This window comes from Acinetobacter sp. ANC_7655 (assembly GCF_056784015.1).
Map to the genome: position 1 here is coordinate 40818 of NZ_JBWYJB010000002.1, position 23989 is coordinate 64806.

19 protein-coding genes, 1 tRNA gene and 1 pseudogene are annotated in these 23989 nt (G+C 37.3%); 8 read left to right on the forward strand and 13 right to left on the reverse strand.

Features of this window, described 5'->3' with window-relative positions:
- Window positions 1-287: 287 nt before the first annotated feature.
- The 7 genes and pseudogenes from AC1M9N_RS04215 to gigD all read right to left on the reverse strand — a co-directional run bounded on the left by AC1M9N_RS04215 (window position 288) and on the right by gigD (window position 6231).
- Complete coding sequence (locus tag AC1M9N_RS04215) at window positions 288-782, reverse strand: flavin reductase family protein (RefSeq protein ID WP_035267597.1); 495 nt, start codon at window positions 780-782, stop codon at window positions 288-290.
- 112 nt (window positions 783-894) lie between these two features.
- A pseudogene (locus AC1M9N_RS04220) lies at window positions 895-1327 on the reverse strand (uroporphyrinogen decarboxylase/cobalamine-independent methonine synthase family protein); the annotation flags it as partial.
- Window positions 1328-1561: 234 nt separating this feature from the next.
- Window positions 1562-3646 carry a catalase gene (locus AC1M9N_RS04225; protein ID WP_481609751.1) on the reverse strand — a complete coding sequence of 695 codons (2085 nt, stop codon included), beginning with the start codon at window positions 3644-3646 and terminating at the stop codon, window positions 1562-1564.
- A 319-nt stretch (window positions 3647-3965) separates the two neighbouring features.
- A complete protein-coding gene (locus tag AC1M9N_RS04230) occupies window positions 3966-4187 on the reverse strand; it encodes a hypothetical protein (protein WP_035267598.1) in 222 nt (73 codons plus the stop codon).
- A 542-nt stretch (window positions 4188-4729) separates the two neighbouring features.
- Window positions 4730-4942, reverse strand: a complete 213-nt coding sequence (locus AC1M9N_RS04235) for a cold-shock protein (RefSeq protein WP_035267602.1) — start codon at window positions 4940-4942, stop codon at window positions 4730-4732.
- A gap of 241 nt (window positions 4943-5183) precedes the next feature.
- A tRNA-Met gene (locus AC1M9N_RS04240) sits at window positions 5184-5260 on the reverse strand.
- Window positions 5261-5778: 518 nt separating this feature from the next.
- A complete protein-coding gene (gigD, locus tag AC1M9N_RS04245; RefSeq protein WP_092766480.1) occupies window positions 5779-6231 on the reverse strand; it encodes an Lrp/AsnC family transcriptional regulator GigD in 453 nt (150 codons plus the stop codon).
- 141 nt (window positions 6232-6372) lie between these two features.
- Between gigD and kynU the strand changes: the two genes are divergently transcribed.
- The 4 genes from kynU to AC1M9N_RS04265 all read left to right on the forward strand — a co-directional run bounded on the left by kynU (window position 6373) and on the right by AC1M9N_RS04265 (window position 11060).
- Window positions 6373-7626, forward strand: a complete 1254-nt coding sequence (gene kynU, locus AC1M9N_RS04250; protein ID WP_481954314.1) for a kynureninase — start codon at window positions 6373-6375, stop codon at window positions 7624-7626.
- 40 nt (window positions 7627-7666) lie between these two features.
- Window positions 7667-9067: an amino acid permease gene (locus tag AC1M9N_RS04255; RefSeq protein ID WP_180028467.1), complete on the forward strand. Its 1401-nt coding sequence runs from the start codon at window positions 7667-7669 to the stop codon at window positions 9065-9067.
- Between the two features lie 17 nt (window positions 9068-9084).
- Window positions 9085-9834, forward strand: a complete 750-nt coding sequence (locus AC1M9N_RS04260; protein WP_481954315.1) for an alpha/beta hydrolase — start codon at window positions 9085-9087, stop codon at window positions 9832-9834.
- A 65-nt stretch (window positions 9835-9899) separates the two neighbouring features.
- Window positions 9900-11060, forward strand: a complete 1161-nt coding sequence (locus tag AC1M9N_RS04265; RefSeq protein ID WP_481954316.1) for a porin — start codon at window positions 9900-9902, stop codon at window positions 11058-11060.
- Window positions 11061-11175: 115 nt separating this feature from the next.
- Here AC1M9N_RS04265 and AC1M9N_RS04270 read toward each other — a convergent pair whose 3' ends face one another.
- The 4 genes from AC1M9N_RS04270 to AC1M9N_RS04285 form a co-directional block, all read right to left on the reverse strand.
- On the reverse strand, window positions 11176-11580 hold the full coding sequence (locus AC1M9N_RS04270; protein ID WP_481954317.1) for a hypothetical protein: 405 nt from the start codon (window positions 11578-11580) through the stop codon (window positions 11176-11178).
- A 153-nt stretch (window positions 11581-11733) separates the two neighbouring features.
- A complete protein-coding gene (gene ssb, locus AC1M9N_RS04275; RefSeq protein ID WP_481954318.1) occupies window positions 11734-12309 on the reverse strand; it encodes a single-stranded DNA-binding protein in 576 nt (191 codons plus the stop codon).
- 51 nt (window positions 12310-12360) lie between these two features.
- A complete protein-coding gene (locus AC1M9N_RS04280; protein ID WP_481954319.1) occupies window positions 12361-13725 on the reverse strand; it encodes an MFS transporter in 1365 nt (454 codons plus the stop codon).
- 173 nt (window positions 13726-13898) lie between these two features.
- A complete protein-coding gene (locus tag AC1M9N_RS04285) occupies window positions 13899-14984 on the reverse strand; it encodes a DUF475 domain-containing protein (RefSeq protein ID WP_179999088.1) in 1086 nt (361 codons plus the stop codon).
- Between the two features lie 317 nt (window positions 14985-15301).
- On the opposite strand from AC1M9N_RS04285, the gene tenA reads away from it, so the two are divergent.
- The 4 genes from tenA to AC1M9N_RS04305 all read left to right on the forward strand — a co-directional run bounded on the left by tenA (window position 15302) and on the right by AC1M9N_RS04305 (window position 19890).
- Complete coding sequence (gene tenA, locus AC1M9N_RS04290) at window positions 15302-15976, forward strand: thiaminase II (RefSeq protein ID WP_481586851.1); 675 nt, start codon at window positions 15302-15304, stop codon at window positions 15974-15976.
- Between the two features lie 172 nt (window positions 15977-16148).
- On the forward strand, window positions 16149-16520 hold the full coding sequence (locus AC1M9N_RS04295) for a hypothetical protein (RefSeq protein WP_481612722.1): 372 nt from the start codon (window positions 16149-16151) through the stop codon (window positions 16518-16520).
- 255 nt (window positions 16521-16775) lie between these two features.
- Window positions 16776-19607 carry an excinuclease ABC subunit UvrA gene (uvrA, locus tag AC1M9N_RS04300; RefSeq protein ID WP_180028471.1) on the forward strand — a complete coding sequence of 944 codons (2832 nt, stop codon included), beginning with the start codon at window positions 16776-16778 and terminating at the stop codon, window positions 19605-19607.
- 112 nt (window positions 19608-19719) lie between these two features.
- Window positions 19720-19890, forward strand: coding sequence for a hypothetical protein (locus AC1M9N_RS04305; protein ID WP_481952005.1), 171 nt, complete (start codon window positions 19720-19722; stop codon window positions 19888-19890).
- A 536-nt stretch (window positions 19891-20426) separates the two neighbouring features.
- Here the strand turns inward: AC1M9N_RS04305 and AC1M9N_RS04310 are convergent.
- A complete protein-coding gene (locus AC1M9N_RS04310) occupies window positions 20427-22133 on the reverse strand; it encodes a GGDEF domain-containing protein (protein WP_481952006.1) in 1707 nt (568 codons plus the stop codon).
- A 488-nt stretch (window positions 22134-22621) separates the two neighbouring features.
- The gene (gene blaOXA, locus AC1M9N_RS04315; RefSeq protein WP_481952007.1) at window positions 22622-23488 is read right to left on the reverse strand and encodes a class D beta-lactamase; all 867 of its coding nucleotides are present in this window, start codon (window positions 23486-23488) and stop codon (window positions 22622-22624) included.
- Window positions 23489-23989 lie beyond the last annotated feature (501 nt).

A 23989-nucleotide genomic window follows, 5' to 3' on the forward strand; every position in this document is an offset into this window, starting at 1 on the left:
TAAGAGAATGAATCAAATATAAAACACTGTTTATTTTTTGAAATTTATTCAATTGGTTTCAAATTTTTGAAAATAATACTTGTCTTTTTTCATCCCAAAGAGAAAGATCATTCACTCTGTATGACCATAAATGATTCGAGTAATATCCATTGGGTTTAACCTCACACTATGAAAGCTCACTGTTCGAGGCTTACGATTCACCATCTTTCCCAAGATCATTAATCAAACGCTGATCTATTTCTATAATCATTATAAGAAACGATTGAAAATCTTGCTGCTCTAGCTCATTAAACTTCCTCTTCTGCACTCACCTGATGATAAGATCGATTAAAATAGACAAGACTTTCCTCTTGCGAGCTTTGTTGAATGGCTACAACTCGGCAAATAAAAATACTGTGTGTGCCCACTCGTTGAATTTGCTCAATCTCACAATCAAAACTGACTAAAGCGTCCTTTAAGACCGGGCAACCTGTTTTCAATTTACCCCATTGGGCTAATCCAAAACGTTGTTCTGCACTTAATTGACTCGATGCAAAAGCATTTGAAAGAGACTCATGTTGAGAACTGAGCACATTGACAGATAAAACTTTGTTCTCAATAAAATACTGATGAGATCGGGATGATTGATTCATACACACCAAAAGCGTAGCAGGTGAATCAGTAACGCTACATACAGCAGAAGCCGTGAAACCATGCTGTCCTGTTTCACCAGCTGTTGTAATAATATTGACTGCAGTGGTTAATAAAGACATTGCGTTTCTGTAGTCTGAAGCTTCAACCATTTTTCTCTTCTCAAATATAAATTGCTAAACTCGTGCGAACCTAGGATATAGGTGATTGCACAGATGATCCATCTTGAATGTAGAAAATAAACTCAGCTAAAGCACTAACTTCTTAGTTTAAGATCGCTGAACCCATACTTAAGGCTTCAAGTTTGTCACGTCCCACGTGACGAGACAGTGGTATCATTCCACAGTTGGTTGAAGGATATAGCTTATCAGCATCGACAAATTGCAAAACTTTACGCAAAGTGTTCACCATTTCGTCAAGTGTTTCAATTTGATTGGTTGCCACATCGATTACACCGATCATGACTTTCTTCCACGAATCAGTTCAATAAGATCCATGGATATATGTGAGTTTTGCACTCTAAAGAAATGATGCCCCAACTTAGATTTTTGTAGTATCGGAGTGACGTTTCAAAAGGACACCGTTCATTACTCAAAGTTTGTTTCCCATTTTTATTATCTTTCATAGAATTACTTTTACAAATATGTATGGCGGTTTCACATTTCAAATTTTCAAGCGCTAGCTCAAGAATAGCAATTCTCTAGACAAATCAAAATTAACTTTGTATCAAATTACTCAAGGTCATCAATAGAAATAAATCAAGTAGCGATCTAACGTCGCTCGAATGACGAGTCTAAAAGCTCTATGATGAACTGTGCTCAGATTATTCACGGTATATTTACTTAAGACCAATCAAAATAATTCGATCAATAAACCTATCATGACTACCTAAAAAAAGAGCCTAGATAGTGAATCTAGGCTTCTCTTATTTTTATGCTGGGATACTTGCTACTATATCCTCTCGAGACCAGAGTCTGTGATTTTGTATCGCTTTCTTAAATTTATCTTGATGATCTTTAAAGGTTTTACTACTAAAAATAGCATCATCTTGTTCGATACCAAAGTATTCGAGAAGATTTTCTTTATCTCCAAGCAAATAAATTGGTTTAAGATGTTTAAACGTTTCAAGAACATAGTGTTTTGCAACTCCATCAGCCTTAAATGCTTCTAGATTATCGCCATCAATAACAACAATTGCGTCATATGTGACTGACGGCTCACCATTTTGTCGACCATCTACTGCAATTTCTTTTCCATCTTTAGATTTAACTGGAGCTGCACTTGGAGCTAAAACTTCTGCAACCGCATTTTCACTTTCAGCCCATGCTTTCACGGCATCTACAGAAGTTGCATTTGCACCATTATGCACAAGTACTGCAATTTTACGTTGTTTAATATCTGGTGCAGGGAAAGCCTCAATGCTAAGTTTTTCTGAAATTTTAACTTTACTTTGTTTTTTAATCGCTGGCTTATCAGACAGTTTTAAACCTAACTCATTTGCAACGTATGTCGCGAGATCTTTATCGATATTTACTAGAATTCGATCAACCACGCGTTGACGAATTTCTTCATCTTGAACTTTAGAGAGTTCAAATGCATAAGCATCTTTAATATGCTGTTGTTCATGCTTCTTCAAACTCATATAGTGAAGTGTCGCTTGTGAGAAATGATCTGCAAAGCTTTCAGGTCGAATACGTAATTTACTTGCTTCCACATGTTCAGGATACGAACTAAATCCCCCTTCTTGCTGCCCAATTTCTCGTGGCCAATTATCATCCACTGAATTTGGTTCATAATTTGCTTTTCCCTTGTAAACTTCATGGTTAGCAAATCCACCACGTCTATTGGTATGAAAAGGGCATACAGGTTTATTAATTGGAATTTGGTTAAAGTTAGCTGTACCTAAACGATGTAGATGGGTGTCTGTATAGCTAAATAATCTTCCTTGAAGTAAAGGATCATTACTAAAATCTATACCAGATACAATATTTGCTGGGCTAAAAGCAACTTGCTCCGTTTCGGCAAAGAAATCATCTGTATTACGGTTCAATATAAATTTGCCTAATGGAGTTACAGGTACTAATTCCTCTGGTACAAGCTTAGTTGGATCTAAAACATCAAAATCCCATTCAGAAGCTTCTTCTTCCGTGAAAATTTGAGCTCCTAGCTCCCATTCAGGATAATTTCCATTTTCGATTGCATCCCATAGATCTCGTCGATGGAAATCAGGATCTTTGCCATTCAGTTTTAATGCTTCGTCCCATACGACTTGAGCAACCCCTTGCTTTGGAGTCCAATGAAATTTGACTAAATGAGCTTTGCCTTGCGCATTGATAAGTCTGAATGTATGTACACCGAAACCTTGGATAGAACGCAAATTACGAGGAATAGCACGATCTGACATCACCCAAGTTGTCATATGTGCTGTTTCGGTATTTAAAGAAATGAAATCCCAGAAGGTATCATGTGCTGATTGTCCAGTCGGGACTTCATTCGGATCTTCTGGCTTGACAGCATGGACAAAATCAGGAAATTTAATAGCATCTTGTATAAAGAAAACAGGAATATTGTTTCCTACTAAGTCATAATTTCCTTCTTGCGTATAAAACTTAATAGAAAAACCTCGAACATCACGAACAACATCTGCTGAGCCTCGTCCACCTTGAACTGTAGATATCCGCGCAAAAATAGGGGTAGGATTGCTGGTATCAGTCAGAAATTTGGCTTTAGTCCATTTTTCATTGCCTTTATACGGTTCAAAATATCCATGAGCACCAAATCCTCGAGCATGGACAACTCGTTCTGGTATACGCTCACGATCAAAGTGAATCAGTTTGTCACGTAATAGAAAATCTTCTAACAGTGTAGGACCGCGCTCCCCTACTTTAAGACTATTCTGATTATCAACTACAGGAACCCCTAGTGAAGTCGTAAGTGTTTTACCTTTAGGGTCGACATAGCTATCCTGTTCAAACTGTTGAATTTTTGCATTGCTACTGATCTTTTTCTTACTCATGTTATTTTCCTTATTACATAGTTGTTAAGATAATAAGTTGTGCTTTATAAATTGAACTTACACAGGTCACTATTTGTACAGCAATTTATCTTAGTATGTTAAAAAGATATTCTCATTATAGTTTTACTTAAAAATAACAATGTTAAAAAATGAGTTATCCAACTTTTATTCACATAATTTTCGGATATTTTTTATAAAATCATCATTGGTATGTATGGGGTAAATCTTAATCGTGATCTATATAATTCTGTTACTAGTATTATGATTCTATTTCCATAAAAGTCTAATTTTTCGCATTAGACTTTTATGAAAAATATTTTTAAATCATAATCTTATATAGATTATTAAATCCCAAGAAAAAAGATCGGCCATCTAAGTTTATTTCAAATACTTCACCTGATTCGACTTCAACTTGTTTAGAAACTTCTACAAGAATTTGCCCTCTCATCGTATTTTGAACTTTATGAAATGGGATAATGTTAATTCGAATGGTTTCACCATTCACTGCTTTTGCTGTAGTCCAGCCATTAGAGATATTCATTTTCACTTACTCATTCATGAGCTCATGTAAAATTAAAAATAATATTAAATATTTAAATCGAGAGTATGGATTCTGATATCGAAGAGGCTCAAGCCTATAATTCAAATTACAATTTTACATTAGCATGTATTTAATTATAAAAAGCCCACAATGAGATTGTGGACTTCTAAGATCGGCATGGTGCGAGTTCATGCTCTGCGTTAACTGTTTAGACATCATAGATATTAAAATCTATAAATTGAGAATACGCAATTCTAAGTTCTATCTAAACACTTCCGTTTCGCTTACGGATTCGATCAACAACGATTATACCATAAAAAATACTTTATGGTTTAATTTTAATATTTAAATGAGCTGGTAAATTTTACCAGTATTTAAACTATGAAAATTTAAATCAAAACTAGGTCTTATATTTTCATTATCAACAGTGATAAATTTAATATTTATTTGAGATAAGTTCGAAGCATGCTGCGAAGTATTAAATGTACCTATCACTGCATATTTAACTTCAAACTGATCTTTCACCTCAATTAATGAGGTATTCATGAAATAGCTACAATATCACTTGCTTGTAAGCCACGCTGACCTTGTTGTACAACAAATTGAACTCGCTGTCCTTCGACTAGATTCTTGAAACCATTTGCTCGAATTTCACTAAAATGAGCAAATACATCTTGACCATTATCTACAGCGATAAATCCGAAACCCTTAGTTTCGTTGAACCACTTAACAGTACCAGTTGTTAAATTAGACATCATTTATTTCCTATATTATGTAATGAATAATTAGAAAATAATTTTGAAGATAGACTTTTAATAGAATGAAAGATGTAATTAATATCAGATCAAAATAAAATTAGTAAACAATAAAATTATAATTCTAGAAAACCAATATAACACATATTTAATTGATTTATTGATTTAATTTTCTTTAATAAAAAAACCTAACTACAGATCGACCGCAATTAGGTTGTAAACTTTTAAATTAGTTTTTAATTGGTAGCGGGAGCTGGATTTGAACCAACGACCTTCGGGTTATGAGCCCGACGAGCTACCAGACTGCTCCATCCCGCATCAACAAGTGCATTTGTACGCTAATTTGAGATATATAGCAATCTAAATAATTTATTTTTATCAAAAACTATAAAATCATTATTGTTACTAGATAAATTATTCAGATAATTCTGTTTTAAATTTTTGATGTAAAGACCTATACAAATTGAGTTTAAATTTTTCATTATTTAGTAATAATGTCGACTCTTCAGCCCAAGTAGCCTTTCCCACATCTAAACCAGAATGATTCAATGCCCAATCAGATATATACCCATAGATAAAAGAGTTATCAGCAAAGACCCATTTTACGATCTTATTTTGTTCATTCAGAAACACCTTATATGTAGGTAATGAACCAAAAAAACTAAATTTAGTGTATATATATTTGTAATGTTCGTTCATAGAATTATTTTTAAAAAAAAGATGAACCATAATAGCAGTTTTATGTGTTTTAACTCATAAAAAAAACATCGCTTGTAAAATCAATTCGAGGTTGATTTTAAAATACGGATTCACTTTTTTCATAAAAAAATTAATGATCACATGAAGGTCTTCTCGATCACTTTTTCAAGAATAATTTTAGAATTAATGTTGGCTATACCTTTAATTTTGTTTAACTTATTAATAATAAACTGGGAAAACCCATTTAAATCTTTGGTGGCCACAAAGAGAACGTAATTCGAATCCCCTGTAATGATAAAAGCATTGATCACTTCATCAAAATTACGAATCTGGCTCAGAAAATGCTGATGATCTGATTCGGTCAGCTGATTGAGTTTAATTTCGACAATCGCCTCAACCTGAATACCCAATTTTTCATAATTAATTTTTGCTTGGTATTTTTCGATGACTCCATTGTTTTCTAAAATTTTGACACGTCGATGACATGCTGAAGCAGAAAGATTCACTAAATCTGCCAATTCTTGATGACTTAGTCGTGCATTTTGTTGTAATAGTCTTAAAATTTTATGATCAATGAGGTCTAAATTCATTCCTAAATATCATCCTGATTTTTTATATTTAATTCGAATACTATCCAGTTTTAGAACAATTTCAAGCATAATTATCGGATAAATATGAAAAAATGCCGTGATAAAATCGAATGAAATAACACGGACTAAGTCAGGTTAAAAATGATTACTTTAGAACAATGCAAAGCATGGGATGCTCAAGACAAACTAAGCCACTTAAAGAATGAATTTGCTTTACCTGAGAACACCATTTATTTAGATGGAAATTCCCTTGGGGCACGCCCTAAATCTGCTTTAACACGTGCTCACGAAGTGGTGAGTCAAGAGTGGGGAGAAGATCTCATCAATAGCTGGAACAAAGCGGATTGGTGGGGATTATCGACTCGGTTAGGTGATAAGGTGGCTCAGCTCATTGGGGCAAATCCAGGCGAAACGGTGATCTCTGATTCAACCACACTCAACTTATTTAAAGCACTCTCTGCTGCTGTCAAAATCCAAGCTGAAATCGCTCCTGAACGTAAAGTGATTATTGCGGAAAAGGATGTCTTCCCGACTGACCTATATATTATTGAAGGTTATATTGACCTTGTTCAAAAAGGCTACCAACTGGTTTTAATCGAACATCCTGATGAATTAGAATCCACTCTGAAAGCCCATCAAACGGCAGTTGTGGTGTTGTCACATATCAATTACCGCTCAGGCTATTTCTATGACATGGAACAGGTCAACCAAACGATTCATCAACATAACGCTTTGGTCATCTGGGATCTATGCCACTCTGCAGGCGCCGTTCCAATCGATTTAAACAAGACCCAAAGTGATTTTGCCGTAAGTTGCACATATAAATACCTTAATGGTGGACCAGGTTCTCCTGCCCTCATCTGGGTAAATGCAAAACACCAAAATAAATTTTGGCAACCTCTTTCAGGATGGTGGGGTCATCAACGTCCTTTCGATATGGCTGATCACTACGAGCCAGCTCAAGGCATTCGTCGTTTTTTATGTGGCACACAAAGTATTTTGTCCATGAGTTTGATCGAATGTGGTTTAGATGTGTTCTTAAAAACTGACATGCAAAAGATCCGAGAAAAATCTCTAAATTTAACAGATCTCTTTATTCAATTGGTTGAACAGGAATGTGCTGAATTTGGTTTTGAGTTAATTACACCAATCGATCATTTACAGCGTGGTAGTCATGTGAGTTATTGCCATGAACACGGTTATGCCATTGTCCAAGCGCTTGTTGCACGTGGTGTGATTGGAGATTACCGAGAGCCAGCCGTGCTCAGATTTGGGGTCACACCTTTGTACCTAAGCCATGAAGACATTTGGCATGCTGTTCAACATCTTAAACAAGTGATGCTGAATGAAGAATGGAAAAATGAAAAATATTCGGTGCGAGGTCAAGTAACTTAATTCAGTTACTCACTTTATATCACCATGGCCAGGAGGGCTTATGAGTAACTTCGATAAAATTCAAACACGCGAAGCAGGATTACATAAAAAATTAACCGCTAAACAAATGGGCATGATTGCAATAGGCGGTGCCATTGGCACCGGTCTATTCATGGGTAGTAAATTTGCCATTAGTTTTGCAGGACCTGCTGTCATTCTAAGCTATGCGATCGGCGGATTAATTGCTTTTGCACTAATGGCTTGCTTGGCAGAAATGACTGTACAACACCCCACTTCAGGCTCGTTTGGTGCTTACGCTGAACATTATATCAACCCACTTTCTGGTTTCTTAGTTCGTTATAGCTACTGGGCATGTATCGTGTTGGCTGTAGGCACAGAAATTACCGCCGTGGCTGACTATATGAAACTTTGGTTTCCTCATGTCGGTTCAGGTATTTGGATCGTGTTTTTTTCAACCGTACTTCTCGCAGTAAATGCTTATAGTGTCAAAGCATTTGGCTTAGTTGAATATTGGTTTTCGACGATCAAAGTGTTTGCCATCATTGTGTTTATTCTGTTGGCAATAGGTATTTTGACGCAAGATCCAAATCCTCATCAAGCGCTAACTCACAATCTCACTGCACATGATGGCTTTATGCCAAATGGATTTAAAGGTGTTTGGATTGGTGTCATTATTTCTATTTTTAGTTATCTCAGTATCGAAATGATCGCGGTTGCTGCAGGTGAAGCCAATGATCCTGAAAAAGCAGTTAAATACGCTTTCAAAAGCACTGCGATTCGCTTATTTCTATTTTATTTACTATCGCTGAGTTTAATTGTCACTCTCGTTCCATGGACTCAATTGATAGCACCAGGTGCAACCAGTCCTTTCGTGTCTGTTATGCAAATTGTCGGCATTCCTTTTGCTGATCATATTTTAAACTTCATTGTGATTGTGGCAGCACTGTCCGCAATGAACAGCATGTTATATATCTCAACGCGTATGTTATTCAGTTTGTCACGTTCAGGAGATGCACCGAAACTGTTTGGTAAAATTCGTAAAAATGGGGTGCCCATCAATGCCTTGCTACTTTCGGCAACAGGTATTGCCGTGGCGAGTATTGTATATAGCATTAATCCCGAATCAGCATTTCCAATCATGATTGCACTGTCCATGTTTGGAGCTTTATTTACTTGGGGGGCGATCTTTGCCACACACTACTTCTTTAGAAAGAACTTGGCAAAAAATAATATCCACCTCAAATACAGCATTCCTGGTAGTCGTTATATTTCCTTTATTGGTTTGTTTGCCATTCTTGCAATTACGCTTACCACATGGTTTACGCAAGAATTTAAATCAACTCTCCAGTTTGGCGTGCCTTTTATCGTGATGTTAATCATTTTCTATCAAATGAAGAAATCATCCTTAAAGCATCAATTAACTGAAAATGAACAAGCCTAGTAAAGGAGCTGTAAATCATGCTCTATGACAACTCGAAAACTGTGGTGGATGAAAATCAGATCTTGTCTGATTTTAAAAAAATGAGCCAAGCGACTTATATGCAACACCATCATATTGCAGATTTACAGTACGACTTTCAGAGAAGATCTACACTGGATTTTTTCCCCACACCTGTTGCCACCAATACTACTGTTATTTTTATACATGGTGGTTATTGGCAATGGTGTGAAAAAAGGGATTTTGCCTTTGTTGCTGAATTTGTTTTAAAGCAAAATGCTCAATGTGTGTTGGTTGAATATGATTTAGCACCTCAAAGTAGTTTAAATCTGATTAATCTACAAATTCGCAAAGCGCTCGATTATATCCACAAACAAACTTGGATCAGCTCCAATGTCATTGTGGTTGGGCATTCTGCCGGTGCCCATTTAGCTGCTTTAAATTTAGATCACCCCCTGATTGGTTCAGCGGTATTACTCAGTGGTATCTATGACCTAAAACCGATTCAAGAAACGCATTTAAACAAGGCGCTAAATTTATCTGAGCTAGACATTAAAAACTTAAGTCCAGTTGAACATTCTACACACTTTGCGAAGCCCTGTACGATTGCGTATGGACTCGATGAGTTACCAGAACTGAAATGGCAGAGCCAAAAATATTATCAAATTCGACAGCAACTAGAGCCTGAATTCACGCATCTCTTGAGTTTTGTAGACACTAACCACTACTCCATTTTGGAACGATATTTTCAATCGACAAAGACCACCTAATTTCTACTCAGCTTTAATCAGCAGAATCACCAGCTTAATTTATATTTAGTCACACGGATGTTACTATGTCAAAACCATGCTTTTACAAGCTATTGCTTTCCTGCACCTTTATTTTTTCAAATCTTACATTTGCCGAGATAACACTCATTGATGAACAGCAAATTGTGAGTGAATCCGATCGTTTAAAACTCACCACGTCTGGTAGTATTCGCCTACAAGCCTTAAATTTCGATCATTACGATCAATCTAACGAAAATCAGAAATATCGCAGAGATGGCTATAGCTCAAATAGCCGTATTTATGCCAATGCTGATTATGCATGGAATGAACGTTTGCATTTAATTGCAGGCTATCAAAACTATATCAATCTTCCCAAGATGCTGGATTGGGACGGTCATTACCGTTCCTCTGATGAAAACATCACCACCGAACAGGCGTATATTGGTCTGCGAGATTCAGAATACGGTACCGTTAAATTTGGAAAAATCTATAGTATTTATTACGACATTGTAGGTGCCAAAACTGACCTATGGAATTACTCAACCTTGGCTCAGCCCCAAACGTGGAGCCCTGTCGCTTATACAGATGGTACGCAAGCAGCTCATAAAACTTTACGTTATGAGTTCAAAATGGATAAAGCAAACTTATATGCCAGCTATTTGTTCAAGGATAGTACGACGGTCGCAGATACGGATGTGCAATATCAACGTAAAAATGGTGTCGAATTGGCAGTTGATGTGCATTTAAATAAAAATTTAAGTTGGGCGACCTCATGGAAGTACAACGATGCTAGTCTGAACAATCAACAAGATAAACATGATTTAAAGCAAGAAATTTGGGCAAGTTCATTATTTTATTTTGATGGAAAATGGATGCTTAGCTTTGGCGCTGGTTGGTATAAAAATCTAGTTCCAAATTTTGATGCTTACAGTGAATCGAGCGATTTTCAACTTCAATCATTGCTGAATACTGAGGCTTATGGCGTTGAATTTTATGCGGGACAGCACTTCAAGATTGAAGAATACGGTATCAAATTCATTCAGCCCTATATCATGGGAAATCAACTTGAATATACCAGTGGCTCAGAGTTTAAACGCCGTGATCTCGGTGTTGGTATAGCAGCTAGATTTAACCATGGTTTTGGATTTGATTATGAACGTTTATATACACATGATACGTTCCAAACCCCAGATATGCATTTATTCCGTTTACGTTATGAATGGTAAATTCTAATTTTAGAGTAACTATCATGCAAAGCCTTGATATGCTCATAGGCTTTGAATGATGACACATTGATTCAAATATAATGTCACAATGCTCTGCTCTTTAAAATGATTCAATTTATTTGATACACAACATCTCAATTAATTTAATATTTTTAGAAAGTTGCATTGACATGGGTTCAAAATAAATCGTATCGAATGAATTATTATCATCTACGGCTTTACCTTGAGGTGTAAAACGCTGACTTTTTACAAAGGCTCTGGCTTTATTTTGACAATCAATTTGATGAACGGCTTGTATGTAGCCCTTTGGTTTGATGTTTAATGAGGGCACGCCATGTTCATACACATATTTATAGTCAATTTCAAAAATATGCGAGGCTTGATCGAGTGATTTAATAGTCATTTTATCAATATAAGACCAGCCCCCATCATCCCGATCAAACATGGTCCATTGTGGTGATTGTGCTAAACTCATGCTGCTACACAGCACACAAGTTAAAAATATAATCCCGTGTTTCATTCAACTATCCCTAATTCAACTATGAACAAACGTTTTACTATATCACCATAAAAACAAAAAACCCTTTGTTATACAAAGGGTTTTTAACTATTTAATTCATTGTTAAATAATAAAAAACATTAAAATTTAACAAAAACTACTCTCAGGTATGTGTCAGAACGGTAAATCATCATCTAAATCAGATGGTGCTGTCGCCATTGGCTTCGGCGCTGGTTGATTTTGTGGCTTTTGGAAGCCTTGGTTAACGTTGTTATTACCATAACCAGCTTGGTTACCATAACCGCTACCTTGATTATTATTGTTATAACCACCTTGGTTGCCATAACCACTGCCTTGGTTGTTATTAAAACGTGGTTGATTATAACCTTCACCACCATTTTCACTTTGCTGACGATTATTAGAATCTAACATCTGCATTTGTTCGCCACGAATTTCAGTCGTGTAACGTTCTTGACCATTTTGGTCTGTCCACTGACGGGTACGTAAAGAGCCTTCAATATAAACTTTTGAACCTTTACGTAAATATTGCTGTGCAATTTCACCTAAACGATTATGTAAGACGATACGGTGCCATTCTGTTTGTTCTTTGCGTTCACCTGAGTTTTTATCTGTCCAAGATTCACTTGTTGCAATTGAAAACTGCGTTAATGAACCACCATTGGGAAATGTTTTTGTCTCAGGATCTTTACCTAAAGTACCAACTAAAATAACTTTATTCACGCCGCGCATGTGCTCTAATCTTCCTATTCGATTCTATGTTTTACTTTATAAGAGTTATGATTAAATGGCTACCTCTTTACCCAACAAGTGCGTTAAATGTTGTCGCGCAGTGTCATCTAACTGCTGCTTATCAACTTTGACATAGACCACTTGTTGATCAGTCATCACCACGACCTCTTCAATACCACGAATTGCCAGTAACTGAGAAGTCCATTCATCTGTTTCTTGGACTTTGGGCAAACTCAAAATCAGTGATGATAAATAACGTGGCTGCTTTAACCCAAAACTAATCAACAGCCAAAGAATGGCAATTCCTGTGAGTGCCCCCCAGCCTAGAGCAGTGTTATTTAACATCAGCAATTGACCACCCAGTATACCGCCAAAAAAAGCACCTAAGAATTGACCACTGGCATTCACACCCATTGCTGTCGCTTTGGATTGGATAGGTGCTGCCTTCGATAACCAAGATGGCAGTAGTGCTTCCATCACATTAAAGGCAATAAAGAAAAGACCTAAACCAAGCAACAAAATGTATTTCGATTCAAATCCAAAAATCATCACGATCAAACCGGCGATGATCCCAGCAATCGCAGTCAGAAAAATACCTCGCATTTTTCGATATTTTTCAGCAAGAATGATACTAGGAAAAGCAAAAAATAAACTGATTACCAATAAGGGAAGATAGATCAAACCATGCTGAGCTAAAGGAATATCTGCAAAGTCAATCAATTGAGAAGGCACATAGATGAACATCGCCGTCAGCAATAAATGCAAAGCAAACACAGAAACATGTAAGCGATTTAAATCGCCCATTTTCAAAACTTGTTTTAGCTGAGTGAGATAACCTTGCTGAAAATTTTTATGATGACGTGTTGTTTTGGGAACAAGAAATAGCATTGCAATGGCAAGTAATCCCATGAGTGTGGTCACCCAGAATAAGCCTGAAATACCCACCACGCTGGTCAACCATGGCCCTAAACTAAATGCAATAACGAAAGAGAGACCAATACTCATCCCCATCATTGCCATCGCCTTCATACGATTTTCTTCACGCGTAACATCTGCCAATAACGCCATGACGACAGCAGAGACAGCTCCACCCCCAGCTATTGCACGCCCTATAATCACACCATAGATTGTGTCTGACATTGCTGCGATTGCACCACCCAAGGCAAACAACAATAAACCCAATACGATCAGCGGCTTTCGGCTATAACGGTCTGCAATCAAACTAAAAGGAATTTGTAGTATTGCCTGAGTCAAACCATACACACCTACGGCCAAACCAATCAAAGCAGGTGTTGCATATTCATAAGCCTGTCCCGCAACAGAAAAGACCGGGACAATCATAAACAGACCTAACATTCGCAATGCAAAAATGCTGCTCAATGCAAATGTGGAACGGCGTTCTAAGGCATTCATCATAAAATTTAGGTTATCGCGTGATTTCTATGTCTACTTTGATTATAGAATATTCGGCTGATGAACAGGCATGAATTTTATTTGAAATAAAGATCAACACCATCTGTTTTCCCTAGAGCAAAAGCTTTAAGCCAAAAAAAGCACAGCTTATGCTGTGCTTTTTTTGATGTATTCATCTAGCCTTGTAGCGCTTGACGCTTCTTATATTGAATAGATGCAATCACTGCCCAAACAATAAATGCTACACCAATCAGACCTGTTACCACTTCAGGAACATGTACGCCTGTACCACTCGCAATCATAATGAAAGCCAATGCACCAATTGCATAGTGCGCACCATGTTCTAAATAGATGTAAGCATCTAAAGTGCCTTTCTCAACGAGATAGATGGTAATCGAACGAACAAAGATGGCACCAATCGCAAGACCTAACATAATCACCACAACATCTGAAGTAATGGCAAAAGCACCAATCACACCATCAAAACTAAATGATGCATCCAATACTTCTAAATACAAGAACCCGCCGATACCTGCTTTGACTACGCCTGTTGGCACACCATTACTATCGTGACCAATTGCATTACCATTTTCATCAATTTCTGGCTCACCACCCAGCAAATGGCTCAGTACTTGTACCCCAATATAAATGACGATACCCCAGATACCCGCCATAGTCACGACTAAGCGCTTAGCTTCATCAACATTAGCTGCCATAATCAGTAAAGCCACTAAAGCAACAAATACAGATAGTGCAGGTACAGATGCCAATTTCGCTAAACGACGCTCAATCCATTTGAACCAATGCGTGTCTTTACCATCATCCAAGAAAAAGTTAAGGAATACCATCAATAAGAATGCACCACCAAATGCTGCAATTTCAGGATGATGATTCATCAGTCGTGCCGAATATTCTTTAGGGTCATTTAATGCCAAATTGACAACTTCCATCATGCCCATATCCGCTGTGACCGCGACGATCACAATTGGGAAGATTAAACGCATACCAAATACTGCAATGAGAATACCTACAGTCAGGAAAAGCATTTTCCAAAAGTGATCCCAATGACGAAGCACTGAAGCATTCACGACAGCATTATCAAAAGAAAGTGAAACTTCCATCACAGCTAAAATTGCAGTAATGGTCAGTACGGTGAACATGGTCTTGAGGCCAGCTTCTGGACCATGGGTATAACCCCAATAGGCAGACAGCGCAAGACACACGATCGTGAATACGATAGAGAAACCAAAATGTTTCCACATAATCTAGCGACCTTATAAAAAATGAGGTGAATCAATAAAAATTTTACAAAACATAAACTTAGGATTTTTATATGACGAATATTAAGTGAAGTCTGTGCTTAGTGATTTGTAAAAATTCTATAAATTGAATGTCTGATCTCTAGCGCTAAAAGACACTCAATTAAACTGTGCTAATTATGACGATTTTTCAAAATTAATCCAAAGTTCTTCGTATGATTTTTTTGTTGAAGATGATGTATCGCTCAAGCTAGTTTTGTAACGACAAATTGATATGATCTTAGATGATACCTAGAGATGATTTTATTCAGGATGGATTTATGCGTTTTTCAGAAGCCGTTTGGCAACGAAACTACGATTTATATCAAAAAACATTAGCACTCCCTTTTAACCAAGAGCTGGCGCTTGGAACACTCGATCGAGAAGTTTTTTGCCATTACGTCATCCAAGATGCGCATTACCTAGTTGCCTATGGTCGAGCATTGGCTATTTGTGGTGCTAAAGCATATGACTCCGATGCCATTATTCAATTTACGCAAGGCGCTAATGAAGCAATTGTGGTTGAACGTGAACTGCACAATGGTTTTATGCACGAATTCGGCATCACTAAAGCTGATTTTGAAAATACACCTTTGACTGCTGCTTGCCATCATTACACCTCATTTCTGACAGCTACTGCATGGTCAGAGAGTTATCCTGTCGTTTTAGCTTCATTACTGCCGTGCTATTGGATTTATGCTGAAGTGGGCAAAGACATTCTTAAACGTAATATTGCAAATAATCCTTATCAAGCTTGGATTGACACTTATGCTGGCGAGCATTTCAACGAAGAAGTACGAAAAGTCATTGAAATTATTGACCGTGTTGCGGCAGAAAGCGATCAACATACCATTGAAAAAATGCATCAAGCTTACACACGAGGAGCTGAACTCGAATATTTATTCTGGGATAGTGCCTATCATCAACGTCAATGGTTAAGCCTAGATCACTCATGATGCTATCACCTGCATAACCAAATTAAAGGTCGGTGATCTAAACTGCATTGCCGACTTTCAGGCTCATTTCGATTTAAATGGATTTAAGACTGGATTTTAAAGCAAACTTCAAGCACAATTATTATTGATAATAATTCTCATTATCATAAATAAAATTTACTTGAGGTTTTCTATGCAACATTCACTGGGAACAGAAGCAATCCGTGCATATTTCACTTTACAATGCTGTTGGTTAAATAATGAAGAAGTTTATTTAGAAAAAGGCTGTACACACTGTGGATCTGCTGCCACATATCTCATTTATTTTACCAATCATCATATTCAAAATTTAATGCTCGACTTCATTGCTCAATACTCTTGTTCAAGCTCTATACGTTTTGATTTTCTAGATTTACAACATTTCGAAGCCGAATATAACAATTTTCTTCAACACTTAGAAAAAGAAGTAAATTTTTACGCACGTCAACATCATGCTATTGAAAGACATATATGTTTTGAACAGGTGGACTCTATTTTCGAACGTCACTATTCACGTGCTTGCTGATCAATATTCACCCGAAATTCACTTATATTTAACATCCTATGGCTCATCATGACATCAAATTTGCGAATTGATTCTGTCTTGTTCATCTATTTAAAATCAGATTGCAGGAGCTCTCAAAGCACTTTACATTGGACTTTTGCTGTTCAATGAAATTTTACCGACATAATTTGTCGTGTTTTATTTTTCATTTGTGCTTGAACAAAATTAAATCGCTATCATATATCACCTTCACTCAGCATATTTTCGAGATGTTTTATGAGCCAAAGTCATATCCGTATTCGAGGCGCACGCACCCATAACTTAAAAAATGTGAACCTTGATATTCCACGCGATAAGTTCGTGGTGATTACGGGACTTTCAGGTTCAGGTAAATCTTCACTGGCTTTCGACACCTTATATGCAGAAGGTCAACGTCGCTATGTGGAATCTTTATCTGCCTATGCACGCCAATTCCTGTCACAAATGGAAAAACCTGAAGTCGATTCGATTGAAGGTTTAAGCCCAGCTATTGCCATCGAGCAGAAATCAACCAGTCATAACCCACGTTCAACGGTCGGTACGATTACTGAAATTTATGACTATTTACGTTTGTTGTATGCTCGAGTGGGTACACCCTACTGCCCTGAGCATGACTTGCCGATGGTGGCACAAACCGTGTCGGAAATGGTTGATGCGGTTAAAGCACTTGAAGAAGGTACGGCTTTATTGTTACTTGCTCCTGTTGTACGTGAGCGCAAAGGGGAATACACCAATTTATTTGAGCAATTACAAAGCCAAGGTTTCGTCCGTGCACGTGTAGACGGTGAAATCATGGAAATTGATCCACCGCCTGAACTGGATAAGAAGAAAAAACATACCATTGAAGTCGTGGTCGACCGTTTTAAAGTCCGCGATGACTTAGGCAACCGTATTGCAGAAAGTTTTGAAACCGCACTGCGTTTAGGTGGCGATATTGCAATTTTGTCATGGATGAAAGGCGAACAATCTGATCGTGTGTTCTCAGCAAAACACTCATGTCCTGAATGTGACCGTGCCGTTGCCGAATTAGAACCTCGTCTGTTTTCTTTTAACAACCCATTTGGTGCTTGCCCCGTCTGTGATGGTTTAGGGACACGCAGCCATTTTAGTTCTGACAAACTCATTCCAAACCCCGAAGTCAGCATTAGCCAAGGGGCAATTCGTGGTTGGGATCGTCAGCGTCCATACTATTACAGCATGATTGAAAAAGTCGCTGCACACTTCGACTTCTCTCTTGATACGCCGTGGAATGAACTTGATGCGGATACCAAAAAGAAATTCCTTTACGGTACAGGCAAAGAAAAAATTGACTTAAGCTATATCGATGAACGTGGTCGCCGTCATAACCGTGTGATGGCTTTCGAAGGGGTTTTACCACATTTAGAACGTCGTTACCGTGAAACTGAATCAAACTATGTACGTGATGATTTAGCTCAGTATTTATCGAATGCTGCATGTGACGCTTGTGGCGGTTCACGTCTCAATGAAATTTCACGTCATGTGCGTGTCAAAGACAAAACCATTGCCGAAATCACCAAAATGTCGATTGGCGATGCTGAAAGCTATTATCAAGATCTCAATCTTGAAGGCGCCAAAGGTGAAATTGCCGATAAGATTTTTAAAGAAATTCGTGAGCGTTTGCACTTCCTTGTATCCGTAGGCTTGAACTATTTAAGTCTATCTCGTTCAGCCGAAACCTTATCAGGCGGTGAAGCACAGCGTATTCGTTTAGCTTCGCAAATTGGTGCTGGCTTAATGGGCGTGATGTATGTGCTGGATGAGCCATCGATTGGTTTGCATCAACGTGATAATGACCGTTTGCTTGAGACTTTGGTTCGTTTACGTGACTTGGGCAACACCGTTTTAGTGGTAGAGCATGATGAAGATGCCATTCGTGCAGCGGATCATATTATTGATATTGGTCCTGGTGCAGGGGTGCATGGTGGTCATGTCATTGCCGAGGGGACTTATGATGAATTGGCAGCCAATGAAGACTCTCTGACCGGCAAATACTTGTCAGGCAAGTTAAAAATTGAAGTGCCAAAAACGCGTGTACAACCACCAAAACCTGATGAGCAAATTAAGCTGATGGGTGCATGTGGTCACAACTTAAAGAATGTCGATTTGACTATTCCATTGGGTGTTATGACTTGTGTAACAGGTGTTTCGGGTTCAGGTAAATCAACCCTCATTAACCGCACCTTATTACCGCTTGCAGCAACACAATTGAACGGTGCAACCACGTTAACCGCTGAAAAGTTTGATTCGATTGATGGCTTACAATTCCTCGATAAAGTCGTGGATATTGACCAAAGCCCAATTGGACGTACACCGCGCTCAAACCCTGCAACCTATACAGGTTTGTTTACGCCAATTCGTGAACTCTTTGCTCAAACCCCAGAAGCCAAAGCACGTGGGTATGCCGCAGGTCGTTTCTCGTTTAACGTGAAAGGTGGTCGCTGTGAGGCTTGTGAAGGCGACGGTATGATTAAAGTGGCGATGCATTTCTTACCGGATATGTATGTGCCATGCGATGCCTGCCACGGCAAGCGTTATAACCGTGAAACTTTGGAAGTCGGCTATAAAGGTAAAAACATTTCTGACGTACTCGAGATGACCGTTGAAGATGCAATGCATTTCTTTGATGCGATTCCTGTCATTCATCGTCGTTTAGAAACTTTACATCAAGTTGGTTTAGGTTATATCCGTTTGGGTCAGTCGGCAACCACGCTTTCAGGTGGTGAAGCACAGCGTGTGAAACTTGCGCGCGAACTTGCCAAACGTGATACGGGTAAAACCCTGTATGTGCTGGATGAACCAACCACAGGTTTGCATTTCCACGATATTGCCAAACTTTTAGATATTCTTCATGAGCTACGCAATAAAGGTAATACCATTGTGGTGATTGAGCATAACTTAGATGTGATTAAAACTGCCGACTGGATTGTGGACTTAGGTCCTGAAGGTGGTGCTGGTGGCGGTATGATTATTGCTGAAGGTACACCTGAAGAAGTAGCGAAAAATAAGGTTTCGCATACGGCGAGATTCTTAAAGCCGATGTTGAAATAATCTCCCCCCTTACGGATTAATGCTCCTCATCTTTGAAAAGGAGGGTTAGGGAGGTTTCAAAATAATAATTTATTATGCTAATACGGTGATTCATTCACCGTTTTTTTTTCTTATGACTTTATTAGAAATATTAGATACAGCTATTAAAATTGGTTTAGGTGCGCTCATTACAGGGATCATTACTTATTTCAATCAAAAGGCAAATTTGAAGGCACAACAAAATAAGGAAAACAAAGAGTTTAATCGTAATCTTTTAACAAAAATTTCTTCTGATATAGAGTAAATAAATCATTTAATTTTAAAAATTTGGGCTATATTTGATTTTGAAATTAAAAAGCCTGTATTAGATAAAGAAGTAATTAGCGACAGACTCTCTCCTCTGCGAGAAAACCTATTTGATGACTTTAATCTATTAAGTAAAAATGAAGGGCTTTTACTTTTATATGACTATAAAGATCAACAAGAAATATTGAGAAGATACGGTGAACTTGTAGGTGCTTTTAATTCCTATACATGTTTTCGTAAAGAATCTGTTTCAATTGAGAAAACTGCTGAATATAAAGCAAGTATATTAGAGACTAGAAAACAACTTTATCAAAGTTTAAATAAAGCCATTCCTAAATAATTTTTAACTGAAATCCAATCACATGAAAGCGACCTGGATGTCGCCCGTTTGATTAAGATATAAGGATGTATCCTCAATCAAACAAAAGCATTTTGCCTACTTTTTTCTTTCAAAAGTAGGAAACTACTACGCAAATTTAATAAAAAATCTAACTGACAATTGAGGACGTGATTACAGCCAATATTCACATAATCTTAGCTTGAAACCGTATTGCGTCCCTGCGCTTTCGCTCTAAATAATGCTTGGTCTGCCTTAGCAAATAATGCTTTCCAAGAATCAGCACCTACCGCAACACCCACACTGATCGAAACCGTAAATGATTGACCTTGCTCATCTGTAAATTGTAAATCACCAATACCCTTACGCATCTTTTCTGCAGCACGTAACCCATGTTCAAGGTCTAAATTTTCAATCAACACCAAAAATTCATCCCCACCAAAGCGAACGACTAAATCAGTTGATCGAACATTATGACTTAAACAATTTGCCACCTGCTGAATGACTTGATCCCCTGCCACATGACCATACTGATCATTAACCTGTTTAAAATAATCAATATCTACAATCATCAAACACGTTTGGGTAAACTTATTGGGCTGAGCTTCCATAAGTTTGGTATAGGCTTCTAAAGCAAAACGATTTGAAACACCTGTTAATTTATCAGTATTGGCAATATTCTTTAATTCAAACTCAAATTCATCACGTTGATGCAACATTTTCTGAAGTTTTTGCATCGCTTCGTGTAATGAATGTACTTGCTTCTGCTGATCTTCAATAAAATGACTATCGACCAAAGCATTGGCATACGACAATTCAACTAATTTATCTCTCACCATGATAAGCGGCGAAATAACTTTACGTTGAACATAGATCATCGTAAATAAAGCAGCCAATAGTGAAATTAAAGAGACTATCAACGTGAGTAGGAAGTTCAATTGATTCGCGTCTTTTTCTGACTTTGCGATTTCAACGCTCTTACTGAGCAAATAGTCTTGTAAATCGATAACTGTTAAGAATTTACCAGATACAGCTACACTTAATTCAGTCCCTGATAAAAAATAAGGTTGTCCCTTTCGGCTTTCATCAATTAATCGCATGATGATAGGTAAACCTTGATCAATAAACTGAGTTTTCACTTCTTGGTGTAAGCGAGCGAATTCAGCTGTACGATGGCGTTCGGGTTGAATGGTATTCACTAAATCCCACAAATAGCGAACTTGTTTTTGCGTTTGTAATGCGCGTGCAATATTGTCACTTGGTAACGGCTGCTGAAATGTCACATGTGCAGTTACATTTGAAGCAACACGTCCAGCCTGATCTCGCAAATCAGCCAACACCAAAATCATGGTGTAATAATGCCCCATCGAACTGTCTTTACTTTTAGACTGCATTACCAGTTTCTTCAGTAAATCATGACTGCTATCCCACGCATTAAACATTGTAAGAATAGCTTGATCTAAAGCTTCAGGCGTACGCTCTGCAAATGGCAACGAAATATAATGATCGACTTGTTTGCGACCTTCCGCTAATTTTGGATTTAGGTATTGAGCGACGTACTCTTCTAACCCATCATATCCAGACTGATCTAATCGATGAATCGAGACCTTAATTTGTTCATCTACTCCCGCGCGATACTCAATAAGCGCTTGTTTATTTTTTTCAAACTCTTCTTGTGAACTCGACATTGCCATGTTCGCAGGGCCACGCTCGCGTGAAATACGGTTCGCTAGAGCAGCAACAGCTCGAAGATTTTCAATTTCAATCAATGCTATTTGTGATTTCTGATATTCGCGATAATGGCTAATGACCAATGGGATTGAAATACAGAGGATAGATAAGACGATAATCATCACGAACACAAATAGGCGGCGACCAATTTGCTCGGAATGTGATTTTAACATCCAAACTACCTCTAAAATAAAAGACCGTATAAAGCGGTGAGATTTATAAAATTTCTTTGAACTTAGTTATATTTTACAATATAACCATGCTTAAAAAGCACTTAAAGCACAAGTTTTTATTTAAGAAACAATGTGATAAATATCACACTATTGTAATGCCGTAAATTTTTTTTGTTCAATATTTAAATTATTTTTCCACCAATATACAAGTGACATATTTGGCAGTATTTACTTTTTTTGAATTAAAATCAGATGATTATTTTGATCACTTAATCAGCATCGAAAAAATAGATCATGCGCATAATTTTTAATCATTATACAAACCTCATCCTTTAAACCATAATGCTTACATTGCAAAGACACTGATTCATATCAGATTTGCTTAATGAATTTTATTCTACCCTCGGATGTTTCTCCCACATACAGAACATCCTTTTTCAGCCCAGCCATCCCAATCGGCTGGGTTTTTTTTATCTTTTATATGACTTTTAACGTAAATAATGAAATAAACCAAGTCGATCTAAAATATCTAAAGTGATTTCCTTCCGTTGCTGAATTTTATCACCATTTTTCATTTCTAAATTTAATGCAAAGGCAGTGACTTGACCGCTGGCTTGTTCTACAAAACCCACATACCAGCCCACCTGAGGCTCAATATCCATTCCCCAACCACTTTTGGCATATAGCTTATTCGCACCACGTGATTCGACATACATCATGTCTCTTACATCTTGTTGTACATCTCTACGAAACGGCAATGACAACTGTGCCAATCTATAAACAAATTTAACTTGTTGATCAGGTGTAATCTCTAGAGGACCTTTTAACCAAAACTGATCTATCTCATCCCCGACTTTTGCATTTCCATACTGAATTCGAATTAATTCCTGTTGCATCAATGTTGGTCCAATACGGTGTGGTAAGGCTTGATACACAGGTACAACAGATGATTGTAAGGCCTCACCAAGCGTAAAATCACGTTGCCAACTATCAAATGAACGCTTATTTCCATCCCATTTAAACACTTCATACCGAGTTGATTTATGATGTTCTAATCCAATCAAAGCATTCACTATTTTAAAAGTGGATGCAGGGATAAAATTTTCTTTTGTTCTTGTTCGATCAGAACCGTAAGTTTTAACGTGTTTGCCATCATAGGTGATAAATACACCTTGAATATTTTGCTGATTAAATAGGGTCTCAATATGATGCTGATTCTTTGATTCACTGCTATTCAGCATTGAATCGTCTTTTAAATCGTATGCTTTTATTCTCGGATTAATATGATCTAAGGCCTGGCAGGCAGATAAAAAAACAGACGTTAAAAAAAGTGCAACAACGTAGATTCCTTTCAATTTAATGTTCCAATTTGACCAATGCATTTAATTCAATTTTGACAGATTATTTCCAATTTTTTTGTCTATTTTTAACACTTTTTTTAAAAATAATATTTACATGTGCAATATGCTGGTGCATAATGCCCCACATTAGGGCGAGATAGAAATATACCTCAGCAGAATTTCTGTATTTCCCTCAAGTTTTGGCGAAAAAACCTAGTTTTCTATGAAAACTAGGTTTTTTTTTGCTCAGTATTGATAAAGAATACACCCAGTTATGCACTATAATGGTGCAAATAAATATAAGTTAAAAAAAAACCCAGCCTTGGGGAAAGCTGGGCATATAAGAGAAATAACCACTATAATATTTAGTAAATCTAAAAGGCAGAACTCAATTTATTTAAATATAAAAAAAAACTTAGTTAACGAGCATGTAATTATGTGAAAATTAACTTAAATTGCAAACATCGCAACCCTTTGAAATTCCGAATAGACCTAACACTTTACTACCAAGTAGGT

Coding starts and splice junctions, on each gene's coding strand:
- AC1M9N_RS04215 (WP_035267597.1), bottom strand. CDS start 782: ATGGTTGAAGCTTCAGACTACAGAAACGCAATGTCTTTATTAACCACT.
- AC1M9N_RS04225 (WP_481609751.1), bottom strand. CDS start 3,646: ATGAGTAAGAAAAAGATCAGTAGCAATGCAAAAATTCAACAGTTTGAA.
- AC1M9N_RS04230 (WP_035267598.1), bottom strand. CDS start 4,187: ATGAATATCTCTAATGGCTGGACTACAGCAAAAGCAGTGAATGGTGAA.
- AC1M9N_RS04235 (WP_035267602.1), bottom strand. CDS start 4,942: ATGTCTAATTTAACAACTGGTACTGTTAAGTGGTTCAACGAAACTAAG.
- gigD (WP_092766480.1), bottom strand. CDS start 6,231: ATGAATTTAGACCTCATTGATCATAAAATTTTAAGACTATTACAACAA.
- kynU (WP_481954314.1), top strand. CDS start 6,373: ATGATTACTTTAGAACAATGCAAAGCATGGGATGCTCAAGACAAACTA.
- AC1M9N_RS04255 (WP_180028467.1), top strand. CDS start 7,667: ATGAGTAACTTCGATAAAATTCAAACACGCGAAGCAGGATTACATAAA.
- AC1M9N_RS04260 (WP_481954315.1), top strand. CDS start 9,085: ATGCTCTATGACAACTCGAAAACTGTGGTGGATGAAAATCAGATCTTG.
- AC1M9N_RS04265 (WP_481954316.1), top strand. CDS start 9,900: ATGTCAAAACCATGCTTTTACAAGCTATTGCTTTCCTGCACCTTTATT.
- AC1M9N_RS04270 (WP_481954317.1), bottom strand. CDS start 11,580: ATGAAACACGGGATTATATTTTTAACTTGTGTGCTGTGTAGCAGCATG.
- ssb (WP_481954318.1), bottom strand. CDS start 12,309: ATGCGCGGCGTGAATAAAGTTATTTTAGTTGGTACTTTAGGTAAAGAT.
- AC1M9N_RS04280 (WP_481954319.1), bottom strand. CDS start 13,725: ATGATGAATGCCTTAGAACGCCGTTCCACATTTGCATTGAGCAGCATT.
- AC1M9N_RS04285 (WP_179999088.1), bottom strand. CDS start 14,984: ATGTGGAAACATTTTGGTTTCTCTATCGTATTCACGATCGTGTGTCTT.
- tenA (WP_481586851.1), top strand. CDS start 15,302: ATGCGTTTTTCAGAAGCCGTTTGGCAACGAAACTACGATTTATATCAA.
- AC1M9N_RS04295 (WP_481612722.1), top strand. CDS start 16,149: ATGCAACATTCACTGGGAACAGAAGCAATCCGTGCATATTTCACTTTA.
- uvrA (WP_180028471.1), top strand. CDS start 16,776: ATGAGCCAAAGTCATATCCGTATTCGAGGCGCACGCACCCATAACTTA.
- AC1M9N_RS04305 (WP_481952005.1), top strand. CDS start 19,720: ATGACTTTATTAGAAATATTAGATACAGCTATTAAAATTGGTTTAGGT.
- AC1M9N_RS04310 (WP_481952006.1), bottom strand. CDS start 22,133: ATGTTAAAATCACATTCCGAGCAAATTGGTCGCCGCCTATTTGTGTTC.